The organism is Bradyrhizobium sp. Leo114 (assembly GCF_055229415.2).
In genome coordinates this window covers 1-21,052 of sequence record NZ_JBUYEN020000059.1, presented here as the reverse complement: position 1 = coordinate 21,052, position 21,052 = coordinate 1, and the positions used below count along the sequence as shown (strand labels likewise).

12 protein-coding genes are annotated in these 21,052 nt (G+C 63.6%); 8 read left to right on the top strand and 4 right to left on the bottom strand.

The annotated features are described in order from the left end of the window. A complete protein-coding gene (locus tag ACZIRK_RS39100) occupies nt 1–813 on the top strand; it encodes an HAD family hydrolase (RefSeq protein ID WP_474419318.1) in 813 nt (270 codons plus the stop codon). Between the two features lie 22 nt (nt 814–835). Here ACZIRK_RS39100 and ACZIRK_RS39095 read toward each other — a convergent pair whose 3' ends face one another. From ACZIRK_RS39095 to malQ, 3 genes are all read right to left on the bottom strand, one after another. Next, nucleotides 836–1,831 carry a L,D-transpeptidase gene (locus ACZIRK_RS39095; protein ID WP_474419317.1) on the bottom strand — a complete coding sequence of 332 codons (996 nt, stop codon included), beginning with the start codon at nt 1,829–1,831 and terminating at the stop codon, nt 836–838. 78 nt (nt 1,832–1,909) lie between these two features. Beyond that, nucleotides 1,910–3,715, bottom strand: coding sequence for a glycoside hydrolase family 15 protein (locus tag ACZIRK_RS39090; RefSeq protein WP_474419316.1), 1,806 nt, complete (start codon nt 3,713–3,715; stop codon nt 1,910–1,912). A 17-nt stretch (nt 3,716–3,732) separates the two neighbouring features. Next, nucleotides 3,733–5,685: a 4-alpha-glucanotransferase gene (malQ, locus tag ACZIRK_RS39085; RefSeq protein WP_474419315.1), complete on the bottom strand. Its 1,953-nt coding sequence runs from the start codon at nt 5,683–5,685 to the stop codon at nt 3,733–3,735. 200 nt (nt 5,686–5,885) lie between these two features. On the opposite strand from malQ, the gene ACZIRK_RS39080 reads away from it, so the two are divergent. From ACZIRK_RS39080 to treY, 6 genes are read left to right on the top strand one after another with little or no spacing between them, the layout of a single operon-like run. Further along, nucleotides 5,886–7,835, top strand: a complete 1,950-nt coding sequence (locus tag ACZIRK_RS39080; RefSeq protein ID WP_474419314.1) for an alpha-1,4-glucan--maltose-1-phosphate maltosyltransferase — start codon at nt 5,886–5,888, stop codon at nt 7,833–7,835. A gap of 13 nt (nt 7,836–7,848) precedes the next feature. After that, on the top strand, nt 7,849–11,160 hold the full coding sequence (treS, locus tag ACZIRK_RS39075; protein WP_130224473.1) for a maltose alpha-D-glucosyltransferase: 3,312 nt from the start codon (nt 7,849–7,851) through the stop codon (nt 11,158–11,160). Continuing rightward, nucleotides 11,157–13,304 (top strand): 1,4-alpha-glucan branching protein GlgB, encoded by a 2,148-nt coding sequence (glgB, locus tag ACZIRK_RS39070; protein WP_130224475.1) that lies wholly within the window; start codon nt 11,157–11,159, stop codon nt 13,302–13,304. Before treS ends, glgB begins: the two co-directional genes overlap by 4 nt. Before the next feature lie 3 nt (nt 13,305–13,307). After that, nucleotides 13,308–15,383 carry a glycogen debranching protein GlgX gene (glgX, locus tag ACZIRK_RS39065; RefSeq protein ID WP_130224477.1) on the top strand — a complete coding sequence of 692 codons (2,076 nt, stop codon included), beginning with the start codon at nt 13,308–13,310 and terminating at the stop codon, nt 15,381–15,383. Further along, nucleotides 15,380–17,137, top strand: coding sequence for a malto-oligosyltrehalose trehalohydrolase (treZ, locus tag ACZIRK_RS39060; protein ID WP_474419313.1), 1,758 nt, complete (start codon nt 15,380–15,382; stop codon nt 17,135–17,137). Before glgX ends, treZ begins: the two co-directional genes overlap by 4 nt. A gap of 4 nt (nt 17,138–17,141) precedes the next feature. Beyond that, a complete protein-coding gene (gene treY / locus ACZIRK_RS39055) occupies nt 17,142–19,916 on the top strand; it encodes a malto-oligosyltrehalose synthase (protein WP_474419312.1) in 2,775 nt (924 codons plus the stop codon). Nucleotides 19,917–20,084: 168 nt separating this feature from the next. Here the strand turns inward: treY and ACZIRK_RS39050 are convergent, their stop codons facing one another. Continuing rightward, nucleotides 20,085–20,396, bottom strand: coding sequence for a polyhydroxyalkanoic acid system family protein (locus ACZIRK_RS39050; protein WP_130224529.1), 312 nt, complete (start codon nt 20,394–20,396; stop codon nt 20,085–20,087). A 160-nt stretch (nt 20,397–20,556) separates the two neighbouring features. On the opposite strand from ACZIRK_RS39050, the gene ACZIRK_RS39045 reads away from it, so the two are divergent. Then, nucleotides 20,557–20,721 carry a DUF3309 family protein gene (locus ACZIRK_RS39045; protein WP_080663914.1) on the top strand — a complete coding sequence of 55 codons (165 nt, stop codon included), beginning with the start codon at nt 20,557–20,559 and terminating at the stop codon, nt 20,719–20,721. Nucleotides 20,722–21,052 lie beyond the last annotated feature (331 nt).

The window sequence follows — 21,052 nt, the reverse complement described above, 5'->3', positions numbered from 1 at the left end:
ATGACCCGCATCGCCCTGCTCGTTTCCGACGTCGACGGTACGCTGCTGACCAAGGACAAGGTTTTGACGGCCGCCGCCCGCGCAGCCGCGCAAAAACTGCATGCGGCCGGCATCGGCTTCACCATCGTCTCCAGCCGCCCCTCGATCGGCATGGGATTTTTGATCGAGCCGCTGGCGATCACGCTGCCGGTCGGCGCCTTCAACGGCAGCTCGATCATCGATCCAGAGCTCAAGCCGATCGAGCAGCACCTGATCCCGCCGGCGACCGCGCGGCGGGCCATCGATCTGCTCCGCGAATTCGGCGTCGACATCTGGCTGTTCACCAACGACCGCTGGCTGACGGCCAATCTCGACGGCGAATATGTCGCGCACGAGCGGCACACCATCAGGCACGAGGCGACCATCGTTACGGATTTCACGCCCTATCTCGACCAGGCCTGCAAGATCGTCGGCGCCTCTTCCGACGCCCCGCTGCTCGCGCGCTGCGAAAGCGCGATGCAAGAGGCCGTCGGCACCGAGGCGACCGCCGTCCGCTCGCAAACCTATTATCTCGACGTCACCCCGCCCGGCCACGACAAGGGCACCTTTGTCGAGGCGATGGCAAAACGATTGGGCATTCCGACCGAGGCGGTGGCAACCATCGGCGACATGCGCAACGACTTGCCGATGTTTGCAAGGAGCGGCGTTCAGTTTGCCATGGGCAACGCCACCGATGAGGTCAAGAGCCACGCCAAGTTCGTCACCGACAGCAACGAGCATGACGGCTTCGCCAAGGCGATCGAGATGGTGCTGAACTATAACGAGACCGCGTGACGGCGAATGCACCGCCGTCCCGTCAGCTCTCCTTGCTCCCCGCGCCCTCGACAAAATCCACCGGCGTTTCTTTCTTGACGCTCGTGCCAAGCAGCGTTGCGTCCCAGTTGGTCAGACGGACGCAGCCATGGGATTCCGATTTGCTGATCTTCGATGGTTCAGGCGAACCATGGATACCGTAACCCTCCCCTGAAAGCCCGATCCAGTATAGCCCGACCGGATTGTTCGGGCCGGGCTTGATGACGAACGGCCGCTTGGCGTGCACGCCCTTGAACTTGTAGGCCGGGTTGTAGCGGTAGAAGGGATTGGCGTCGGACGAGATCACCTTGAGCGTGCCGCTCGGCGTCGGCTTGTCCTCGCTGCCGACGGTTGCCGGAAAGAAGGCGACCAACGCGCCGCCGCCGTCGAAGGCCTTGACGGTCTGCCGCGACTTGTCGACTTCGATCCGCGCCACGTTCAGCTTCAGCTGGGGATCGCGACCGTTGACGACAAGAATGGTCTCGCCGGCGCGGTCGAACTTCTTGCCGGGGTTGAGCTGGGCCAGCAGCCCCTCGCTCATGTGGAATTTCTCCGCAAGCGCCTCGCGCGCGCTCTTGTAGCCGAGCGCCGGCAGCGATTTCATCGCCTCCAACTTGGCGGGAATCCTCCTGATAAACGGTCCTTTCACATCCTTTTCGGAGATCGTGTAGCTCGTGATGATGTCGCCTTGGGCAGTCTCGTTCAGCTTTGCCCAGATCTCCGGCGTGAGCGTCTTCTGAAAGGACAGGCCCTTGGCTTCCGCGAACGCCTGTAGCGCCTTGCGCGTATTCTCGGCAAACTTGCCGTCGATCTCTCCGGGCGAGAACAGCGCGCGCTCGAGCAGCACCTGGGCCTTGATGATTGTCGCGTCGGCCTTTTCCTCGGACGCGGGGCGAGCCCGGTACCCGACCTTGTTGATCGCCGCGGCATCAAGACCGGCAGCGAATGCGTGCCCCGACATCAGACATGCAACCAGCACTGCGGCGAACAGGCGAGCCATTGCCGATCCTCCAACCAGATATTTTCAGACAATGATCGTTGACCCCGCCGGTTCCTTCGCGCGGGTCCGGGCGGTAGCCTATTTCGACCGCTGCACGGCCGGCTTCTCGGCCGCCCGCTTGGCGTCGCTGAGATTGTGCGCGGTGTTGATCAGCGCGATATGAGTCAGCGCCTGCGGGAAATTGCCGGTCTGGCGGCCGGCGATGGCGTCGTACTCTTCGGCGAGCAGGCCGAGGTCATTGGCAAGCGCGATCACGCGATCGAACAGCGTTTGCGCCTTCCCGACCTCGCCCGCGAGCACATAGGCATCGGCAAGCCAAAGCGTGCAGGCGAGGAAGGCGCCCTCGATCGGCTGCTTCTCTTCGGAGACTTCGCGCGGATCGTGCCGCATCACGAAGCCATTGCGCATCAGGTATTGCTCGGTCGCGGCCAGCGTACCGCGGATCCGTGAATCGGTCGGCGGCAGGAATCCCACCGCCGGCAGCAGCAGGATGCTGGCATCAAGCAGCTTGGAGCCGTAGGATTCGACGAACGAGTTGAGCTTGCGATCAAACCCCTTGGCGCAAACATCGCGGTGGATGGTCTCGCGCAGCACCAGCCATTTGTTGAGCGGCGCCTTGAGGCCAAATTTCTGCGCGCTCTTGATGCCGCGGTCGAAAGCGACCCAGGTCATCACCTTCGAAAAGACATAGTGCTTGCCCGCGCCACGACGCTCCCAGACTCCGTGGTCCGGCCGGTCCCATTCTTCCGCAAGGTGTTCGAGCACAGCGCATTCCAGCGACCAGCTCGCATCGTCGAGCTGCAACTTCGCGACGCGCGCCTGGTGGAAGGCGTCGATCAATTCGCCGTAGACGTCGAGCTGCAGTTGCGCATGCGCGGCGTTGCCGATGCGCACCGGCTGCGCGCCCTCATAGCCGGGCAGCCAGACCGCTTCCCACTCCAGAAGCCGCCGCTGGCCCATGATGCCGTACATGATCTGCATGTTGGCCGGCGCCCCCGCGGCCGCGCGCAACAACCAATTGTGCCAGGCCAGCGCTTCCTCGGTGTAGCCCGAGTTCATCAGCGCCAGCAGCGTGAAGGTCGCATCCCGCAGCCAGCAGTAGCGGTAGTCCCAGTTACGCTGGCCGCCGAGTTTTTCCGGCAGCGAGGTCGTAGGCGCCGCGACGATGCCGCCGGTCGGCGCGAAGGTCAGCGCCTTCAGCGTGATCAGCGAGCGCAGCACGAGGTTGCGACCAAACCCCTCATAGGTGCAGCGGCTCGACCATTCGGTCCAGAACGCTTCGGTGTCCTGCAAGGCTTGGGCGGGATCGATCGGCCCGGGAACCGGCAGATGCGAGGGTCCATAGGTCATCACGAAAGGCAAGCTCTCGCCTTCGCCGACCGTGAATTCGGCCACCGTGGTCATGTTATGGCCGCGGGTCTCGACCGGCGAGCGGAGCACGATCATGTCCTGCCCGGCGATCGCCAGCAGCGCCGACCCGTCCTCGCTCTTCTTGACCCAGGGAATATCAGCACCCAAGCCGAATCGGATGATCAACTCCATCCGCAGCTTGACGCTATCCTTCACGCCGCGCACCAGCCGCACGATGTCGGAAGCATTGCCGCGCGGCGGCATGAAATCGATCAGCTCGACGACGCCGCTTTCGGTCTCGAACCGCGTCTCCAGGATCAGCGTGTTGTCGCGGTAACGGCGGGAGGTCTTGATGATGGCCTCGGCCGGCGCGATCAACCAGCGGCCATGCCTGTTGTTGCCGAGCAGCGCCGCGAAACAGGCATCGCAATCGAAGGCGGGCCAGCACAGCCAGTCGATCGATCCGTCGCGGCCGACGAGTGCCGCCGTCTCGCAGTCGCCGATCAGTCCGTAATCTTCGATCCTGCAAGACACGGTGGCGACTGCTCCTCTTAGGCTGGTGCGGACGACCGCTCGCGAGTGGCGTTCCTCAGTGCTTCGACATCGATGGCGGAGGCGATGTGCTCGATCGACACCGGCAGCCGCCGCCGCCAGTTCGGATGTTCGTCGACGGTGCCGGGGATGTTCGGCTGATTGACCAGGCCGAGCAGGTCCTCCAGCGAGATCGTCAGCAGGCGGGACCTGGTCCGGGAGAGGAAAGTAGCGACCGAATAAAGATCATGGCGGTCGATGTCATTCTGGCGCAGCACCTCGTCCAGCATGCCCAGCGCATGCCAGCGCGCCTGGTCGCTTTCGCCCGGATCGATGCCGAGCGAACGCTTCAGCTTCAAATCGCTGAACGAGCGCCAGCCGGCATAGGTCGCAAGATCATGGGTGTTGAAGGTGACGAGCGCATTGGCGGCGTAACGGTCGGTGCCGCGAAACGCCCCGGTAGCGTCGCGCTCGAACATCATCACGAGATAGGACCAGATGCCCCAGTCGTTCATCTGCTCACGAAAACCGTCCGGCACGGTGCCGAGATCCTCGCCGATCACGACGCAACGATGCGCCACGCTCTCCTGCGCGGTTGCGGCCAGCATCGCCTCGAACGGCATCTGCACATAGGCGCCATTCTCCGGACCGAAGCCGTGCGGCACCAGGTAAAGCCGCTTCAAGCCGAGCACATGATCCAGCCTGATCGCGCCGGCGTGGCGCATCGAGGCACGCAGCATTTCCCGATACGGCTCGAAGAAACGCATTTCGAGGCCAGCGGCGTTGAAGCCGGCAAGACCCCAATCCTGCCCGGCAGTGTTGAGCGGGTCCGGCGGCGCGCCGACGCCGAGCAGGCGCGAGATCGCGCCCTGCTCGTTCCAGGCATCGAAGCCGTCGGACTGCACGCCGACGGCGACATCGAGATAAAGTCCAACCTTCATGCCGAGCTGGTGCGCCAGCGCCTTGCATGCCGCAAGCTGCCGGTCAGCGTTCCATTGCACGAACTCGACGAATTCGATCTCGCCGAAATCGGCGCCCTTGCGCAGGCGGCTGCACTTGCCGTCGTCCGGCCGCCGCCATTCTTCGGGCCATTCCCACCAGGGCTGGTTGAACTTTTTCCGCAACACCTCGAAACACGCGAAGCGCGACAAGAGCGGCCCGCGCTCGCTCCTGAAGCGTTCGAAGTCCTGACGGCGCTCGAGCGTCGGGCTCGCCTTGAAGCTCGCAAACGCGGAGCGCAGCGCCTGCCATTTTGACGCCGCAACCGCACGATAGTCGACGATGTCCCCGGCGCGCAGTTGCGCGAGCTTGTCCTTCGCGCTGGGATCGACGCGGAATTCCGGCAGCTTCTCGACGTCGATATAGAGCGCGTTGAGGAACAGTCGGCTGTTCGGCGAATAGGGGCTACAATCACCGGGGCGGTCATCGAACAGCGCATGCAGCGGGTTAAGTCCGACACCACCGGCACCCAATTGATGGGCGAGTTCGATCAAGCCCCGCAGATCGGTGAAATCGCCCATGCCCCAATTGCGCGCGGAACGCACGCTGTAGAGCTGAACCGCAAGCAGCCAGCAGCGGTCAAAATCGCCGCCAAAGGCACGTTCCGGTGCGACAATCAGCGGCAGCTCTTCGGTCGATCCGGCAGCATCGTTCAGGCTGAGCTGGTACACCCCGACCGGCAAATCCTGCGGCCAGGATATTGCCCGGTCGCCCGCTTCACCCTTCGCCATCATTTTGCCACCAGCCGAAATCGTCCATCCGACCGGCAACTTGGCGTCGATCGAAAGCTCCGAGGGCGCCGGGCGGCCGCGCCGCACGACAACCGGCTGATCGATCCACCGGCGCGGCTCGCGCGGCGGCAAGGCGTCGAGGATCGTTTTCAACGCAGCCGCGTCTGTCACACGGCGGTGGCCCTGACCGTCGATATATTCGGTCGTAATTCCAAGGTCTCTGGCTTTGGCGTAGGGGTCCATTCGGCACGCGCTTTGCACATGACCCGGGAGAGTGGGTCACGAAATTATGTAGATGCGGGAAGGGGATAGATGACGTGTAACTCGCTGTCCTTCGAGGCGTTCCATGGGAACCAATGTCCCATGAGCGGCTTTCTATATCAGTCCGGAGCGTATCCTTCACGCAACGGGGGCGTCATTTCCTTGTCAATGGCGGCATCACCGTGAACAAAACCGCTCAAACTGTCGAGAGTGCCGCCGGCACTTTCCATATCGAAGACGTCTATCCGCTGATCGATGGCGGCCGCTACCCCGTGAAACGCATCGTGGGGGAGCCCGTTGAGGTCTGGGCCGACGTCTATCGCGACGGGCATGACATCGTCGCTGCAGAACTGATCTGGCGCGGCGAGCTCGACCACGAATGGCGGCGCGAGCCGATGACCATGCACGGGAACGATCGCTGGTTTGGCTCCTTCGTCGCCGACACGCCCGGCCGTTATTTCTATGCGATCGAGGCCTGGACCGACGAATTCGCCACCTGGCGGCACGGCTTTGAGCTGAAGCAGAAGGCCGGCACCGATGTGACGCTCGATGCCATCGAAGGCGCGGGCATGCTGACCAAGGCGCAGGCCGGCGGACGGGCGGCGGCGGCCATCATCCTCAAGCAGTGCGAGACCTATCTCCAGTCCGGCGATCCGGCTGCCCTGCTCACACCTGAATTGCAGGACGCGATGGCCGAAAGCCAGTCGCGACCCGACCTGACGCGCTCACAGCTCTTCCCGTTCGTCGCCGATCGGCCGCGGGCGCGCTTCGGCTCCTGGTATGAGATGATCCCGCGCAGCCAGGGCAAGGTCGAGGGACAGCACGGCACCTTCCGCGACTGCATCGACCGGTTGCCTGACGTCGCGGCGATGGGGTTCGACGTCGTCTACTTCACGCCGATCCATCCGATCGGCAAGATCAACCGCAAGGGACGCAACAATGCGGTGACCGCCAAGGAAGGCGATCCCGGCAGCCCCTACGCGATCGGCTCGGCCGAAGGCGGCCACGACGCCATCCATCCGGAATTGGGCACGTTGCACGACTTCCGCGCCTTCGTCGCGGCATGCAGAGAGCACAACATGGAAGTCGCGCTCGACTTCGCGGTGCAATGTTCGCCGGACCATCCCTGGCTGAAGGAACATCCGCAATGGTTCAAGAAGCGCCCCGACGGTTCGATGCGCTATGCGGAGAATCCGCCGAAGAAATATGAGGACATCGTCAACCCGGATTTCGGCTGCGAGGATTCAGGCTCGCTGTGGAATGCGCTGCGGGACGTGATCCTGTTCTGGGTCGACCAGGGCGTGAAGATCTTCCGCGTCGACAATCCCCACACCAAACCGTTCCCGTTCTGGGAATGGCTGATCCACCAGGTGCAGTTGCACCATCCCGACGTGATCTTCCTCGCCGAAGCCTTCACCCGGCCGAAGCTGATGAAGGGATTGGCAAAACTCGGCTTCACCCAGTCCTATACTTATTTCACCTGGCGCACCCAGCGTTGGGAGCTGGAGCAATACCTGATCGAGCTCACCCGCTATCCGGAGCGCGACTTCTACCGACCGAATTTCTTCGTCAACACGCCCGACATCCTGCCCTTCCATCTGCAGGGCGGCGAACCCTGGATGTTCAAGTCGCGCGTGGCGCTGGCGGCGACGCTGTCCGGCACCTACGGCATCTACAACGGTTTCGAGCTGCTGGAGCACGAGCCGATCCCCGGGCGGGAGGAATATCTCGATTCCGAGAAATACGAGATCAAGGTGCGTGACTGGGACAAGCCGGGCAACATCAAGCCCTATATCCGTGACCTCAACCTGGCGCGCCGCGCCAACGCAGCGTTGCAGCAGACCAGCAATCTGCGTTTCCTGCCCATCGAGGACGGCAACGTAATCGGGTTCGTCAAGGAATCCGTCGACGGGAGCAACACGGTTGCGGTCGCAATTGCATTGTCGCGCGACGCCCACGAAGTCTGGCTGCCGCTCGGCGATGTCCAGACGGGCACCGGCGATGAGCGCCGCCACGTCGCTGCGGTCGAGAACCTGATCACGGGCGAACGCCATGCACTCGACTGGGGCGGCATCCGGGTGCGGATCGATCCAATGCGCGATCCGGCGGTGCTGTTCCGCTGCCTGGCCTGAAGGGGGCGGTGCCATGAACGTGCTTTCAGCGGTCGAGACAAAGGAACTGGTGGCCACCGAGACGGCGGACGAGCTCTGGTACAAGGACGCCATCATCTACCAGCTCCACGTCAAGGCCTTCGCCGACAGCAACAATGACGGCATCGGCGATTTCGCGGGGCTGACCGAGAAGCTTGGCTATCTGCAGGATCTCGGCGTCACCACGCTGTGGTTGTTGCCATTCTATCCGTCCCCGGGGCGTGATGACGGCTACGACATCGCCGACTATGGCGACATCAATCCCGATTTCGGAACGATGAAGGACTTCAAGCGCTTCATCCATGAAGCCAAGAAGCGCGGCCTTCGTGTCATCACCGAGCTCGTCGTCAACCACACCTCCGACCAGCACGCCTGGTTCAAGCGCGCGCGCCGCAGCCATCCCGGCTCGAGCGCACGCAACTGGTATGTCTGGAGCGACACCGACCAGAAATACCAGGGCACGCGGATCATCTTCACCGATACCGAGAAGTCGAACTGGACCTGGGATCCCGAAGCGGGCCAGTTCTACTGGCACCGCTTCTTCTCGCACCAACCGGACCTGAACTTCGACAACCCGCGCGTGGTGCGCGCCATCGTGCAGGTGATGAAGCGCTGGCTCGACACCGGCGTCGACGGTTTCCGGCTGGACGCCATTCCCTATCTCTGCGAGCGCGAAGGCACCAACAATGAGAACCTGCCCGAGACGCACGCCATCATCAAACTGCTGCGGCGCGAGCTCGACACCTACGCCAGGGGCAAGATCCTGCTCGCCGAAGCCAATCAATGGCCGGAGGACGTGCAGGAATATTTCGGCCGGGAAGACGAATGCCACATGGCGTATCATTTCCCGCTGATGCCGCGCATCTATATGGCGATCGCGCAGGAGGACCGCTTTCCGATCACCGACATCCTGCGGCAGACGCCCGACATCCCGGCCAGTTGCCAATGGGCGCTGTTCCTCCGCAACCATGACGAGCTGACGCTGGAAATGGTCACCGATGTCGAGCGCGACTATCTGTGGTCGACCTATGCCAACGATCCCCGCGCCCGCATCAATGTCGGCATTCGCCGCCGCCTCGCGCCATTGATGGACAATGACCGGCGCAAGATCGAATTGATGAACTCGCTCCTGCTCTCGTTCCCGGGCACGCCGATTATCTATTACGGCGACGAGATCGGGATGGGCGACAACATCTATCTCGGCGACCGCAACGGCGTCCGCACGCCGATGCAATGGAGCCCGGACCGCAATGGCGGCTTCTCCCGCGCCGATCCGGCGCGGCTCTACGCACCCATGATCATGGACCCCGTCTACGGCTACGAGGCCGTGAACGTCGAAGCACAGTCGCGCAGTCTGTCATCGCTGCTCAGCGCCACCAAGCGGCTGATCGCGGTGCGCAAGTCGACGCTGGCCTTCGGCCGCGGCTCGATGACCTTCATCCGCCCCGAGAACCGTTCGGTGCTCGCCTATGTCAGGCAGTATCAGGACGAGGTCATTCTCTGCGTCGCCAATTTGTCGCGCTCGGCGCAGGCGACCGAGCTCGACCTTTCCGCCTTCAAGGGACGCATTCCCCTGGAGATGCTCGGCCGCACGCGCTTCCCGACGATCGGCGAACTGCCATACATGGTCACGCTCGCGCCGTATGGCTTCTACTGGTTCCAGCTCCAGGAGCCGGACAAGTCCATCGCCATCCCGCGGCGCGCGGTGCCGGAATTCGAGACGCTGGTCGTGCCGCTGAACTCGACCTGGGTGTCGCTGGCGCGCGCCCGCGGTGTGTTCGAGCGCGACGTGCTGCCGGGCCACCTGTCGCGGGCGCGCTGGTATCCCGAGAGTTTGTCGAAGGCGATCCAGCCGCAGCTCGTCTCCGCGATTCCCTTCTGCGATATCGGCGACAACCGCCCCTGGCTCGCTTTCTTCGAGACGACTCAGCGCGGCGCCACCTCACGCTACGTGCTGCCGATCCGGATCGAATGGGTGCGCTTCGACCGCGAGCGCTACAATCCGCGCGCCCTGGCCGCGGTACGGCAAGGCGCGCGCGAGGGCACGCTGCTCGATGTTGCGACCGACGAGATCTTCATCGCGCTGTTGCTCCGCAATCTGGCGCAGTCGCTGACGGTCGAGGACGAGGAGCTCGGCATCGCGCTGCGCCTCGAATTCCGCCCGACCAGCCGCTTCACGGACAAGCCGATCAAACAGCCCCAGCGCATCCGCGCGGTGGAGACCGAGCAGTCCAATAGCACGGCGCTGGTCGACGAGGATTACGTCGTCAAAATCTACCGCAAGCTCGAGCCCGGCATCAATCCGGAGATCGAGATGGGACGCTTCCTCACCGACGTCGCGGGCTTCGCCAACACGCCGGCGCTGCTCGGCACGGTCGAGCTCGTCGAGGGCGAGAAGCGCAGTGCGATCGGCATCGTTCACGCCTTTGTCACCAACCAGGGCGAGGCATGGACCGTCACATCAGCCTATCTCGACCGCTTCGTCGAGGAGCAGCGGCTGCTCGCGACGAATCATGAGACGAAGCAAAGCGAACAGCAGATCTCCTATCTGCGCTACATGGCGCAGACGGGAAAGCGGGTCGCCGAACTGCACATTGCGCTGGCGAGCAACCGCGACCTGCCCGAGTTCGTGCCGGAGCCGACCAGGCCGGAAGACGTGCAGCGCTGGATCGACGACATCTTGGCCCGTGCCGATCGCGTTTTCGAGACACTGACGCAGCGACGGGATACGCTGAAAGAGGCCGATCGCCCGCTGGTGGCTCAGTTTCTGGCGCAGCAGGATAGCTTGCCGGCCCGGCTGAAGGCGCTGCTGCCCGGAGACATCGACGGCCTCAACATCCGCCATCACGGCGACTTCCATCTCGGCCAGATGCTGATCGTCAAAGACGACATCTTCATCATCGATTTCGAGGGCGAGCCGCGGCGGAGCATCGCTGAGCGGCGGCGCAAGGCGCCGGCGGCGCGCGATGTCGCCGGGCTAGTCCGCTCGATCGACTACTCCGTCACCGCTGCGCTCGATCGGGCGCTCAAGGTCGCACCCGACGAACAAAGCAAGCTCGCGCTGGCGCTCGCCGACTGGCGGGATCGGGCTACCGCGACGTTCCTGGCCGTCTATCGCGAGACCATGGCGGGCCAGCCCTTGTGGCCGGCCGATCCGGAAGCCGCCGAGCGGATGCTCAACTTCTTCCTGCTTGAGAAAGCATTCTACGAGATCGAATATGAGCTGGCGCACCGGCCCGACTGGCTGCGCGTCCCGCTGACCGGGATGCTCCGCATCCTGGCGCAACAACCGCATGAGCCGCAATGACCAGATTGCCTGCTGAAGCCTACGCGATCATCGAGGGCCGCCATTCCGACCCCTTCCGCTATCTCGGGCTCCACTCCGAGGGCGACCAGAGCGTGGTGCGCGCCTTCCTGCCGGAAGCCTCCAATGTCGAGGCGATCGGCGAGCATGGCGAAACCGCGCCGCTCGCGCGCATTCATGATGCTGGCCTGTTCGCCGGCGCGCTGCCGAACGGCTCGCGCCGTTACCAGCTCCGCGCCCGCTTCGGCGACCATGTCGTCGATCTCGACGACCCCTATCGCTTCCCGCCCGTGTTGAGCGACTTCGATCTCTATTTGCTCGGCGAAGGCACCCACCAGCGCATCTACGACAAGCTCGGTGCGCATCCGATGACGCTCGACGGCGTGGAGGGCGTCGCCTTCGTGGTGCTGGCGCCGAACGCGCGGCGGGTCAGCGTGGTCGGCGATTTCAACTTCTGGGATGCGCGGCGGCATCCGATGCGGGTCCGCGGCCCTGGCTATTGGGAATTGTTCATCCCGCATGCCCGCGCCGGCGACCACTACAAATTCGACATCATCGGCCCCAATGGCCAACATCTGCCGCTGAAGTCCGATCCGGTGGCATTCGGCGCCGAGTTGCGCCCGAAGACCGCCTCGATCGTGGTCGACCTCGACCACATTCCGCATCCGCAGGCAGCGCCACCCGGCATCAACGGCATTGGCGCGCCGATCTCGATCTACGAGGTCCATCTCGGCTCATGGCGCCGCAAAGGCAACAATGAGTGGCTGACCTATCGCGAGCTCGCCGAGCAGCTTCCGGCCTATGCGCGCGACATGGGCTTCACCCATCTCGAATTCCTTCCCGTCAGCGAGCATCCGTTCGACGGCTCCTGGGGCTATCAGCCGACCGGCCTGTTCGCGCCGACCAGCCGGTTCGGCTCGCCGGCCGACTTCGCTGCGCTCGTCGATGCCTGTCATCGCGAAGGGTTAGGGGTGCTGCTCGACTGGGTGCCCGGACACTTCCCGGACGATCCGCACGGCCTCGGCCATTTCGACGGCACCGCGCTCTATGAGCACGCCAACCCGCTGCAGGGTCGCCATCTCGACTGGGGCACGCTGATCTACAATTACGGGCGCACCGAGGTGACCAATTTCCTGGTCTCGAACGCGCTGTTCTGGCTCGACCGCTATGGCATCGACGGACTGCGCGTCGATGCGGTCGCCTCCATGCTCTATCTCGATTACAGCCGTCCGCCGGGCGGCTGGATCCCGAACAAATATGGTGGCCGCGAGAATTTGGAGGCGATCGACTTTCTGCGCCGCTTCAACACCGAACTGTTCGGGCGCTTTCCGCAGGCGACGACCGCGGCGGAAGAATCGACCGCCTGGCCGCAGGTGTCGCGCCCTGTCGAATTCGGCGGGCTCGGCTTCGGCTACAAGTGGAACATGGGCTGGATGCACGACACCTTGCGCTACATCGGCAAGGAGCCTATCCACCGCAAGTATCACCACGGCGACATCCTGTTCGGCCTGCACTACGCCTTCTCCGAGAACTTCATCCTGCCGCTCTCGCATGACGAGGTCGTGCACGGCAAACGCTCGATCCTGGGCCGCATGCCCGGCGACGACTGGCAGCGCTTCGCGAATTTGCGCGCCTACTACAGCTTCATGTTCGGCCATCCCGGCAAGAAGCTGTTGTTCATGGGCTGCGAGTTCGGCCAGGAGCGCGAGTGGGCTCACGAACATTCACTCGACTGGCATCTGCTCGCGCAGCCGAAATATGCCGGCGTGCAGGCGCTGATCCGCGATCTCAACCGGCTCTATCGCGCGCTCCCCGCGCTGCATGAACTGGATTGCGATCCGGCCGGCTTCGAATGGGTCATCACCGATGACGCCGACCACAACGTGTTCGCCTGGATCCGCAAGGGCAACAGCGCGCGTTCACGCTGCCTGGTGGTGGTCAACTTCTCGCCGAACGTCTATCACGACTATCGCATTCGTGTTCCCTTTGCCGGGAAATGGCGCGAGGTGCTGAATTCGGATTCCTCCCACTATGGCGGCAGCAATGTCGGCAATATCGGTGAGGTGGTCACGCATGAAGGCATTGTGCCCGAGCTCAGCCTGACCATTCCGCCGCTGGCTGCGATCTTCCTCGTACCTGAAAGCTGACGTATGCGACTGACTGGGGGAACGTCGTCCCGGCTGGGCGCCAGTTGGGACGGAAGGGGTACCAATTTTGCGTTGTTCTCTGCGAATGCGGAGAAGGTCGAGCTGTGCCTGTTCGACAGCCAGGGCCGGCGCGAGCTCGAACGCATCGAACTGCCGGAGCGCACCGAGGACGTCTGGCACGGCTATCTCAACGACGTCTCACCGGGCCAGCTCTACGGCTATCGCGTCTACGGCCCCTACGCGCCGGAGCGCGGCCACCGGTTCAATGCCAACAAGCTCCTGCTCGATCCCTATGCCAAGCGGCTCGCGGGGCGGCTGGTGTGGAGCGATGCACATTTCGCCTACCGCACCGGCAGCGCGCGCGAGGACCTATCCTTTGACCGGCGCGACAATGCCCGCGGCATGCCGAAGGCGGTCGTGGTCGATGAGACCTTCAACTGGGGCCGCCGCGAAATCCGTCCCCACATCCCCTGGGAAGACACGATCATCTACGAGGCGCATGTCAAGGGACTGACGCAGAAGCGCGAGGACGTCGCGCCGAACCTGCGCGGCACCTATGGCGGACTGTCCTCGCCCGCGATGATCAATCATCTGAGGCGGCTCGGCGTCACCACGATCGAACTGTTGCCGATCCACGGCCTGATCGACGACCGCATCCTGGTCGAGAAGAAGCTCGCCAACTACTGGGGCTACAACACGCTCGCCTTCTTCGCGCCGGAGCCGCGCTACGCGCAGGACAATGCGCTCGATTCCTTCCGCACCACTGTGGCGCGACTGCACGATGCCGGCATCGAGGTGATGCTCGACGTCGTCTACAACCACACCGCCGAGGGCAACCATATGGGCCCGACGCTGTCGTTCCGCGGCATCGACAACGCCTCCTATTACTGGCTGAAGCCGGACAATCCGCGCTACTATGACGACTTCACCGGCTGCGGCAATTCGGTCAGACTCACCCATCCGCGCGTGCTGCAGATGGTGATGGACTCGCTGCGCTACTGGGTCGAGGTGTGCCACGTCGACGGCTTCCGCTTCGATCTCGCGACCACGCTGGCGCGCGTACCGAACGGCTATGACCGCGCCGCGTCCTTCCTCACCGCGGTCAGGCAGGATCCGGTGCTCTCCACCGTCAAGCTCGTCGCCGAACCCTGGGACCTCGGCCTTGGCGGCTACCAGGTCGGCGCGTTCCCCTCGCAATGGTCGGAATGGAACGACCGCTATCGCAGCGCGATGCGGCGCTATTGGAGCGGCGAAGGCAGCCTGATCGGCGAAGTCTCGCGCCGCATGACGGCCTCATCGGACCTGTTCAATCACGACAATCGCGCGACGCGCGCTAGCGTCAATCACATCACCGTGCATGACGGCTTCACGCTGATGGACCTCTTCAGCTACAACCAGAAGCACAATGAAGCCAATGGCGAGGACAATCGCGACGGCTCCAACGACAATCACAGCAATAATTGCGGCGTCGAGGGCCCGACCGACGATCCTGACATCATCGCGCTGCGCCGCCAGTTGCGGAAGAACCAGCTCGCCTGCCTGCTATTGGCGCAGGGCACGCCGCTCTTGCTCGCCGGCGACGAGGTCGGCAATTCGCAGGATGGCAACAACAATGCGTACTGCCAGGACAACGAGGTCGGCTGGGTCAATTGGGACAATTTCGGCGACGAGGTCGAGGACTTCACCGATTTCGTCGGCCATTTGACCGAGCTGCGCCGCAAGTTCGCCCAGCTTCGCTCGCAGCGCTGGCTGGATGGCCGCCGCGCCGACGGCTCCTACGGCGTGCTGTGGCTGACGCCGGCGGCGGAAGAGATGAAGGAGTCCGACTGGAATTTCCCGGAAGGGCGTTTTCTCTCTTATGTGCTCGGACCGATGGAACCAGGGCAGGCGCCGATCTTTATTGTGCTGAATGCCGCACCGGAAGAGATCGCGTTCAAGATGCCTGTGATGCCCGAGTACAGGAACTGGCGGCAGGTGCTCAACACCACCGAGAACAAGCAGATGCCCGTTGATTTCGCGTCGGGCGCCGACACCAAGGCGCCTTCCCGCTCGGTGCTCGCCTTTGCGGGCTCGGCATGAATGAGCGGCATTTCGGTCCCCTGCTGACGAAGGACGGCGCGCTGTTCCGCCTGTGGGCGCCGGCGGCCAAGCGCGTCGACGTGCTGCTCGACAAGCCGCATGCGCTGAGCCGCGGCGACGATGGCTGGTTCAAGGTCGAAATCCCTGACGTCGCCGCTGGCGCGCGCTACAAGTTTCGCATCGATGATGAGATCGACGTCCCCGACCCGGCTTCCGCGTTCCAGCCCGACGACGTCCTCGGCCCGAGCGAGGTGATCGATCACGACGCTTTCCCGTGGCGCGCCACAGACTGGCGCGGGCGGCCGTGGCATGAGGCGGTTGTCCTCGAAGCGCATGTCGGCACCTTCACACCCGAAGGCACCTATCGCGCGATCATCGACAGGCTCGACCATCTCGTGGAGAGCGGCATCACCGCGCTCGAATTGATGCCGCTCGCCGATTTCGCGGGAACACGCAACTGGGGCTATGACGGCGTCCTGTGGTACGCGCCCGACAGCGCCTATGGCCGGCCGGAGGATTTGAAGGCGCTGATCGACGCCGCCCATCAGCGCGGGTTGATGGTGATGCTCGATGTCGTCTACAACCATTTCGGCCCCGAAGGAAATTATCTCGGCCGCTATGCGCCCAGCTTCTTCACCGACGCGCACACGCCCTGGGGCAGCGCCATCGATTATCGCGTCAAGCAAGTGCGCGACTTCGCGATCGGGAACGCGGTGCATTGGCTGCGTGACTACCGCTTCGACGGCCTGCGGCTCGACGCCGTCAACACCATCGTGGAAACAGGCGAAATTCCGATCCTGCATGATCTCAGCATCGCGGTCGGCAGGCTTGCGGCGAAGGCCGGCCGGCACATCAACATGGTGCTCGAGAACAGCGACAATCGTGCGAGCCTGCTCGATGCTACCGAAGACCCGCCGCGCGGCAAATATCGCGGGCAGTGGAACGACGACTATCATCACGTCTGGCACGTGATGCTGACCGGCGAGGCGCAAGGCTATTACGGCGACTACCAGCGCTCGCCGCGTGGCGATCTCGCCCGCGCGCTCTCGTCCGGCTACGTCTACCAGGGAGAGGTCTCGATGTTCTGGGGCGGCATTCCCCGCGGCGAGCCGAGCGGCGCGCTGTCGCCGACCTCTTTCGTCAACTTCCTGCAGAACCACGACCAGATCGGCAATCGCCCCTTCGGCGACCGTCTCGAGAGCTTCGCCGATCCAAAAGCCATCGAGGCCGCGCTGGCGATCACGCTGCTGGCGCCGATGACGCCGATGCTGTTCATGGGCGAGGAATGGGGCTCGAAGGCGCCGTTTCCGTTCTTCTGCGATTTCCACGGCGATCTCGCCAACGCCGTCCGCAAGGGCCGGCGTGAGGAATATGCCTGGGCCTATGCCAAATATGGCGATGAGGTTCCCGATCCGCTGCAGCAATCGACCTTTCAGTCGGCCGTGCTGGATTGGACGGAGCGCGACCGCGAGCCGGGACGGACACGGCTGGCGCTGGTCAGGAGCCTGCTTGCGATGCGCCGCCGCGAAATCATGCCACGGCTCGCCGGCGCCAGCTTCGGCGACGCGCAGGCGGAGGCCGACCTGCTGACGGCGCATTGGCGCATGGGCGACGGCAGGCAACTGTCGCTGACCGCCAATCTCGGCAACCGAGAGATTGCAGCGCCGAAAGACCGGCCCGCGGGAACTTTGATCTGGGGCAGCGCGTTGGGCGATAACATCCCCGCTTGGTCGGTGTGCTGGCACATCGGATAGAAGAATGCCCCCCGCGATTCCGATCGCGACCTATCGGTTGCAGCTCACCGCCGATTTCGACTTCGATGCCGCCGCCGAAGTCGTGCCTTATCTGAAGGCGCTCGGCATCACACATCTTTATGCCTCGCCCTTCATGAAGGCGCGCAAGGGTTCGACCCACGGCTATGACATCGTCGATCACACTAAGTTCAATCCGGAACTCGGCGGCGAAGCCGGTTTCGAGCGCTTAAATGCGGCGCTCAAACAGCACGATATCGGGCTGATCCTGGACTTCGTGCCCAATCATGTGGGCGTGCATTTCGACGACAATCCCTGGTGGCTCGACGTGCTCGAGTGGGGCCCCACCTCGCCGCACGCCGCCTCCTTCGACATCGACTGGGAGCAATTGCCCTACCGCGCCCGCGGCGGCGTGCTGCTGCCGATCCTAGGTTCGTCCTATGGGCAAGCGCTGGAGCGCGGCGAGATCGAGCTCCGCTACGATGCCGGCGAGGGCAGCTTCTCCGCCTGGTATTTCGAGCACCGCCTGCCGATCGCACCCGAGCGCTATGGCGAGGTGCTTCGAACGATCGTGCGCGAGGCTGACGCCGCCGAGAGCGATGCCGGCAAGGGCATCCTCGCGCTGGCGTCGCGCTACACGGGACTGCGGCATCCCAATCGGAAGGAAGCCCCGGGGTTCAAGGCGGAACTGAAGGCAATCGCAGATGCCGCCGAGATCATCGCGCGCGGGCTATCGGCCTACCGCGCCGGCGAGGGCCGCCCGGCGCAAACGCTCGCGCTGCATCATCTGCTCGAACGCCAGCACTACAAGCTCGGCCATTGGCGGCTCGCCTCCAGCGACATCAACTATCGCCGTTTCTTCGACATCAACAATCTCGCCGGCATCCGCGTCGAGGATGCCGCCACATTCGAGGCGATCCACCTGCTCGTGCAGCGATTGATCGCCGAAGGCAAGCTGCAGGGATTGCGGCTCGATCATATCGACGGCTTGTGCGATCCCGCGCAATATTGCCAGCGGCTGCGCCGCCTGATCCGCCATGCGCAAGGCGGCGGCAGGCCGTTCTATCTTGTGATCGAAAAGATCCTCGGCGAGCATGAGAAGCTGCCCGCGCTTGCCGGCGTTCACGGCACCACAGGTTATGAATGGATGAACGCGATCGCCCAAGTCCTGGTCGAGGGCAAGGGCCTGGAGCCGCTCGACGAGATCTGGCGGCAGATCAGCAACCGCTCGCCGAGGCTCGCGCCGGTGCTGAAAGAAGCTAAGCGCCGCGTGCTCGAGACGCTGCTCACCAGCGAGTTCACGGTGCTGTGGCGGCTGCTCGCGCGGATCGCGAACGGCCACTACTCGACGCGCGATTTTTCCGCGGACAGCCTGCGGCAGGCGCTCGAGCTCTATGTGCTGCACTTCCCGGTCTATCGCACTTATCTCACTGCCTCCGGCCCGACGCCGCATGATCGAGCCTTGATCGCCCACACGATCGAGCGGGCGCGCGGCGACTGGTTCGCCGCCGACGAAGGCATTTTCGATTTCCTCCAGGACGCGCTGACCATGGACCTGATCGAGCCAGGCCGCGCCACTCATAGCGCGCCGCGCGTTCGGCGCTTTGCGCAGAAGGTGCAGCAATTCACCGGTCCGATGATGGCAAAGTCATTGGAGGACACCACCTTCTACCGCTATCATCGCCTGCTCGCGCTGAACGAAGTCGGCGGCGATCCGGCCGCGAAAGCGCTGTCGGTCGACGCATTTCACCAGATGATGCAGAGGCGCGCCAATGAAGGGCCACACGGCATAACCGCGACCGCGACCCACGACACCAAGCGCGGCGAGGATGCTCGTGCCCGCATCCTGGCGCTGGCTGAAATTCCCGGTGAGTGGACCAGCGCGGTATCGCGCTGGAAAGTCCTCAACGCGCCGCACCTTGTGGTCGAAGGCGAATTTCGCGCACCATCGGCGACATCGGAATACATGCTCTACCAGGCGATGCTCGGCGCCTGGCAACCTGATGATCCCCGCTTCCTCGAGCGCATGCAGGCCTATGCGCTGAAAGCGTCGCGCGAAGGCAAGCAGGAGACGAGCTGGCTCAATCCGCATGAGGTCTATGAAGCTGGCGTCAAGACGTTCCTCGAGCGCATCCTGGACCGTTCCCGCTCGGCCGACTTCCTGAACGCGCTGGAAGCCCTAGCACGGCGGCTGTCGCTATTGGGCGCGCTGAATTCGCTGAGCCAGCTCACGCTGAAGGCGACGCTTCCCGGCGTGCCGGACTTCTACCAGGGCACCGAGTTCTGGGATTTTTCCCTCGTCGATCCTGACAATCGCCGTCCGGTCGACTTCGCCGCGCGCACATCCGCGCTTGCCGTGTTGGAAGAGCCGGACTGGGCGCAGCTTGTCCAGCAATGGCCCGACGGTCGGTTGAAGCTCGCCTGGACCCGGCACCTGCTGCGGCTTCGCAGCGAATTCCCCGACGTGTTCACGCAAGGCAACTATCTGCCGCTGGAGACGAGTGGAGCACACCGCGATCACATCATCGCCTTTGCGCGACAATGGGAACGGGATGCAGTCATCGTCGCCGTTGCAAAGTCCTTCGCGCCTTTCACCGAAGTCGGCCGTGTCTGGCCGAAAGCAGAGGCTTTCGACGGCGCGGTCACGATTAAAGGTTATGTCACCGACGCCGGCGAGAACGAGCTGCAGCTCTCCACGCTCTTCAGGCATATGCCTGTTGCCGTCCTCAAGGCGAAAGTCGCCGCCGTCTTAAAGCCAACCCGAAAGCGCGTCCGCGCCTGAATGAGGGACGCCACCTCTCCCGCTTGCGGGAGAGGTCGGCGCGCAGCGCCGGGTGAGGGCTCTCTCCGCGCAAAGATAATCTCTGCTCTTTTCGCGGAGACACCCTCACCCCAACCCTCTCCCGCAAGCGGGAGCGGAGCGCAGCGTTCACTGCGGATACGCCGCGCTTCAATTGCGTTTCGTCAGCAGCAGACGGCCCCGATTGCGGATCGCGGTTTGCGCGACTTCGGCAAAGCGTTGCAGCAGCCAGGGTAATGTCACTTCCACATTGACATTATCTTCGTTGACATCGACGTGACCGGTTGCGGCCTGTCCGAGCGCGCGCACGCGAAAGATCATGCGATTGTCCTCCCAGCGCTCCTCATCGACCTTGAGCACCGGCACGCTGTTCGCAGCGCGCGAGAGTCCCGTCTTCAGGCGACGCATGGCTTCCTCGCGGCCAAGGCTATGCGGAATCGAAACGACCAATGGAGCAGACATTGCAAAATTCCTCCTCTGATCAACTGCATGTAGTGCCACGTCAGCTAAACAGAAGGCCGATACGTGCGGCCCGAGAGCCGGAACCTTCATGAATTAGGTTCGTTTTCCTCACGAAGGGCAGAAGCGGCAACCAGGCCCTCCGGGCTGAGGAGAGACTTATATGTCAATTGGAACGATCATACTCATCATTCTGATCATCCTGCTGCTGGGCGGCTTCAGCGGCGTAGGCGGCGGGCCGTTCTATGGCACCGGCTACTACGGCGGCGGCGGGCTCGGACTCGTGATCGTCATCCTGCTGATCCTGCTATTGCTCGGGAGGATCTGACGCTCACACGAAGCCGCTGACTTTTTCCCTGTCATTGCGAGCGCAAGCGAAGCAATCCATCTCTCCGCACGTGGAGCTGTGGATTGCTTCGTCGCTTCGCTCCTCGCAATGACGACTCGCAGAATCGTAGGGTAGGCAAAGCGCAGCGTGCCCACCATCCACACTCCGCAAGAAATGGTGGGCACGCTGCGCTTTGCCCACCTACCTTGTATCTGCACGGCCATGATCTGTGCGATGGAAGCGACCTAGCGCCTTGGCCGGTGGCCACCGGCCAAGGCGCGTGGCGAAGTCGCCCGTTACCCCTCCGGCCACAACCGTGGATGAGCTTTGG

Bases quoted from the DNA above. Each gene is read 5' to 3' on its own strand.
- treY (WP_474419312.1), top strand. From the start codon at position 17,142: ATGCCCCCCGCGATTCCGATCGCGACCTATCGGTTGCAGCTCACCGCC.
- ACZIRK_RS39045 (WP_080663914.1), top strand. From the start codon at position 20,557: ATGTCAATTGGAACGATCATACTCATCATTCTGATCATCCTGCTGCTG.
- ACZIRK_RS39100 (WP_474419318.1), top strand. From the start codon at position 1: ATGACCCGCATCGCCCTGCTCGTTTCCGACGTCGACGGTACGCTGCTG.
- treS (WP_130224473.1), top strand. From the start codon at position 7,849: ATGAACGTGCTTTCAGCGGTCGAGACAAAGGAACTGGTGGCCACCGAG.
- malQ (WP_474419315.1), bottom strand. From the start codon at position 5,685: ATGGACCCCTACGCCAAAGCCAGAGACCTTGGAATTACGACCGAATAT.
- glgB (WP_130224475.1), top strand. From the start codon at position 11,157: ATGACCAGATTGCCTGCTGAAGCCTACGCGATCATCGAGGGCCGCCAT.
- glgX (WP_130224477.1), top strand. From the start codon at position 13,308: ATGCGACTGACTGGGGGAACGTCGTCCCGGCTGGGCGCCAGTTGGGAC.
- ACZIRK_RS39095 (WP_474419317.1), bottom strand. From the start codon at position 1,831: ATGGCTCGCCTGTTCGCCGCAGTGCTGGTTGCATGTCTGATGTCGGGG.
- treZ (WP_474419313.1), top strand. From the start codon at position 15,380: ATGAATGAGCGGCATTTCGGTCCCCTGCTGACGAAGGACGGCGCGCTG.
- ACZIRK_RS39050 (WP_130224529.1), bottom strand. From the start codon at position 20,396: ATGTCTGCTCCATTGGTCGTTTCGATTCCGCATAGCCTTGGCCGCGAG.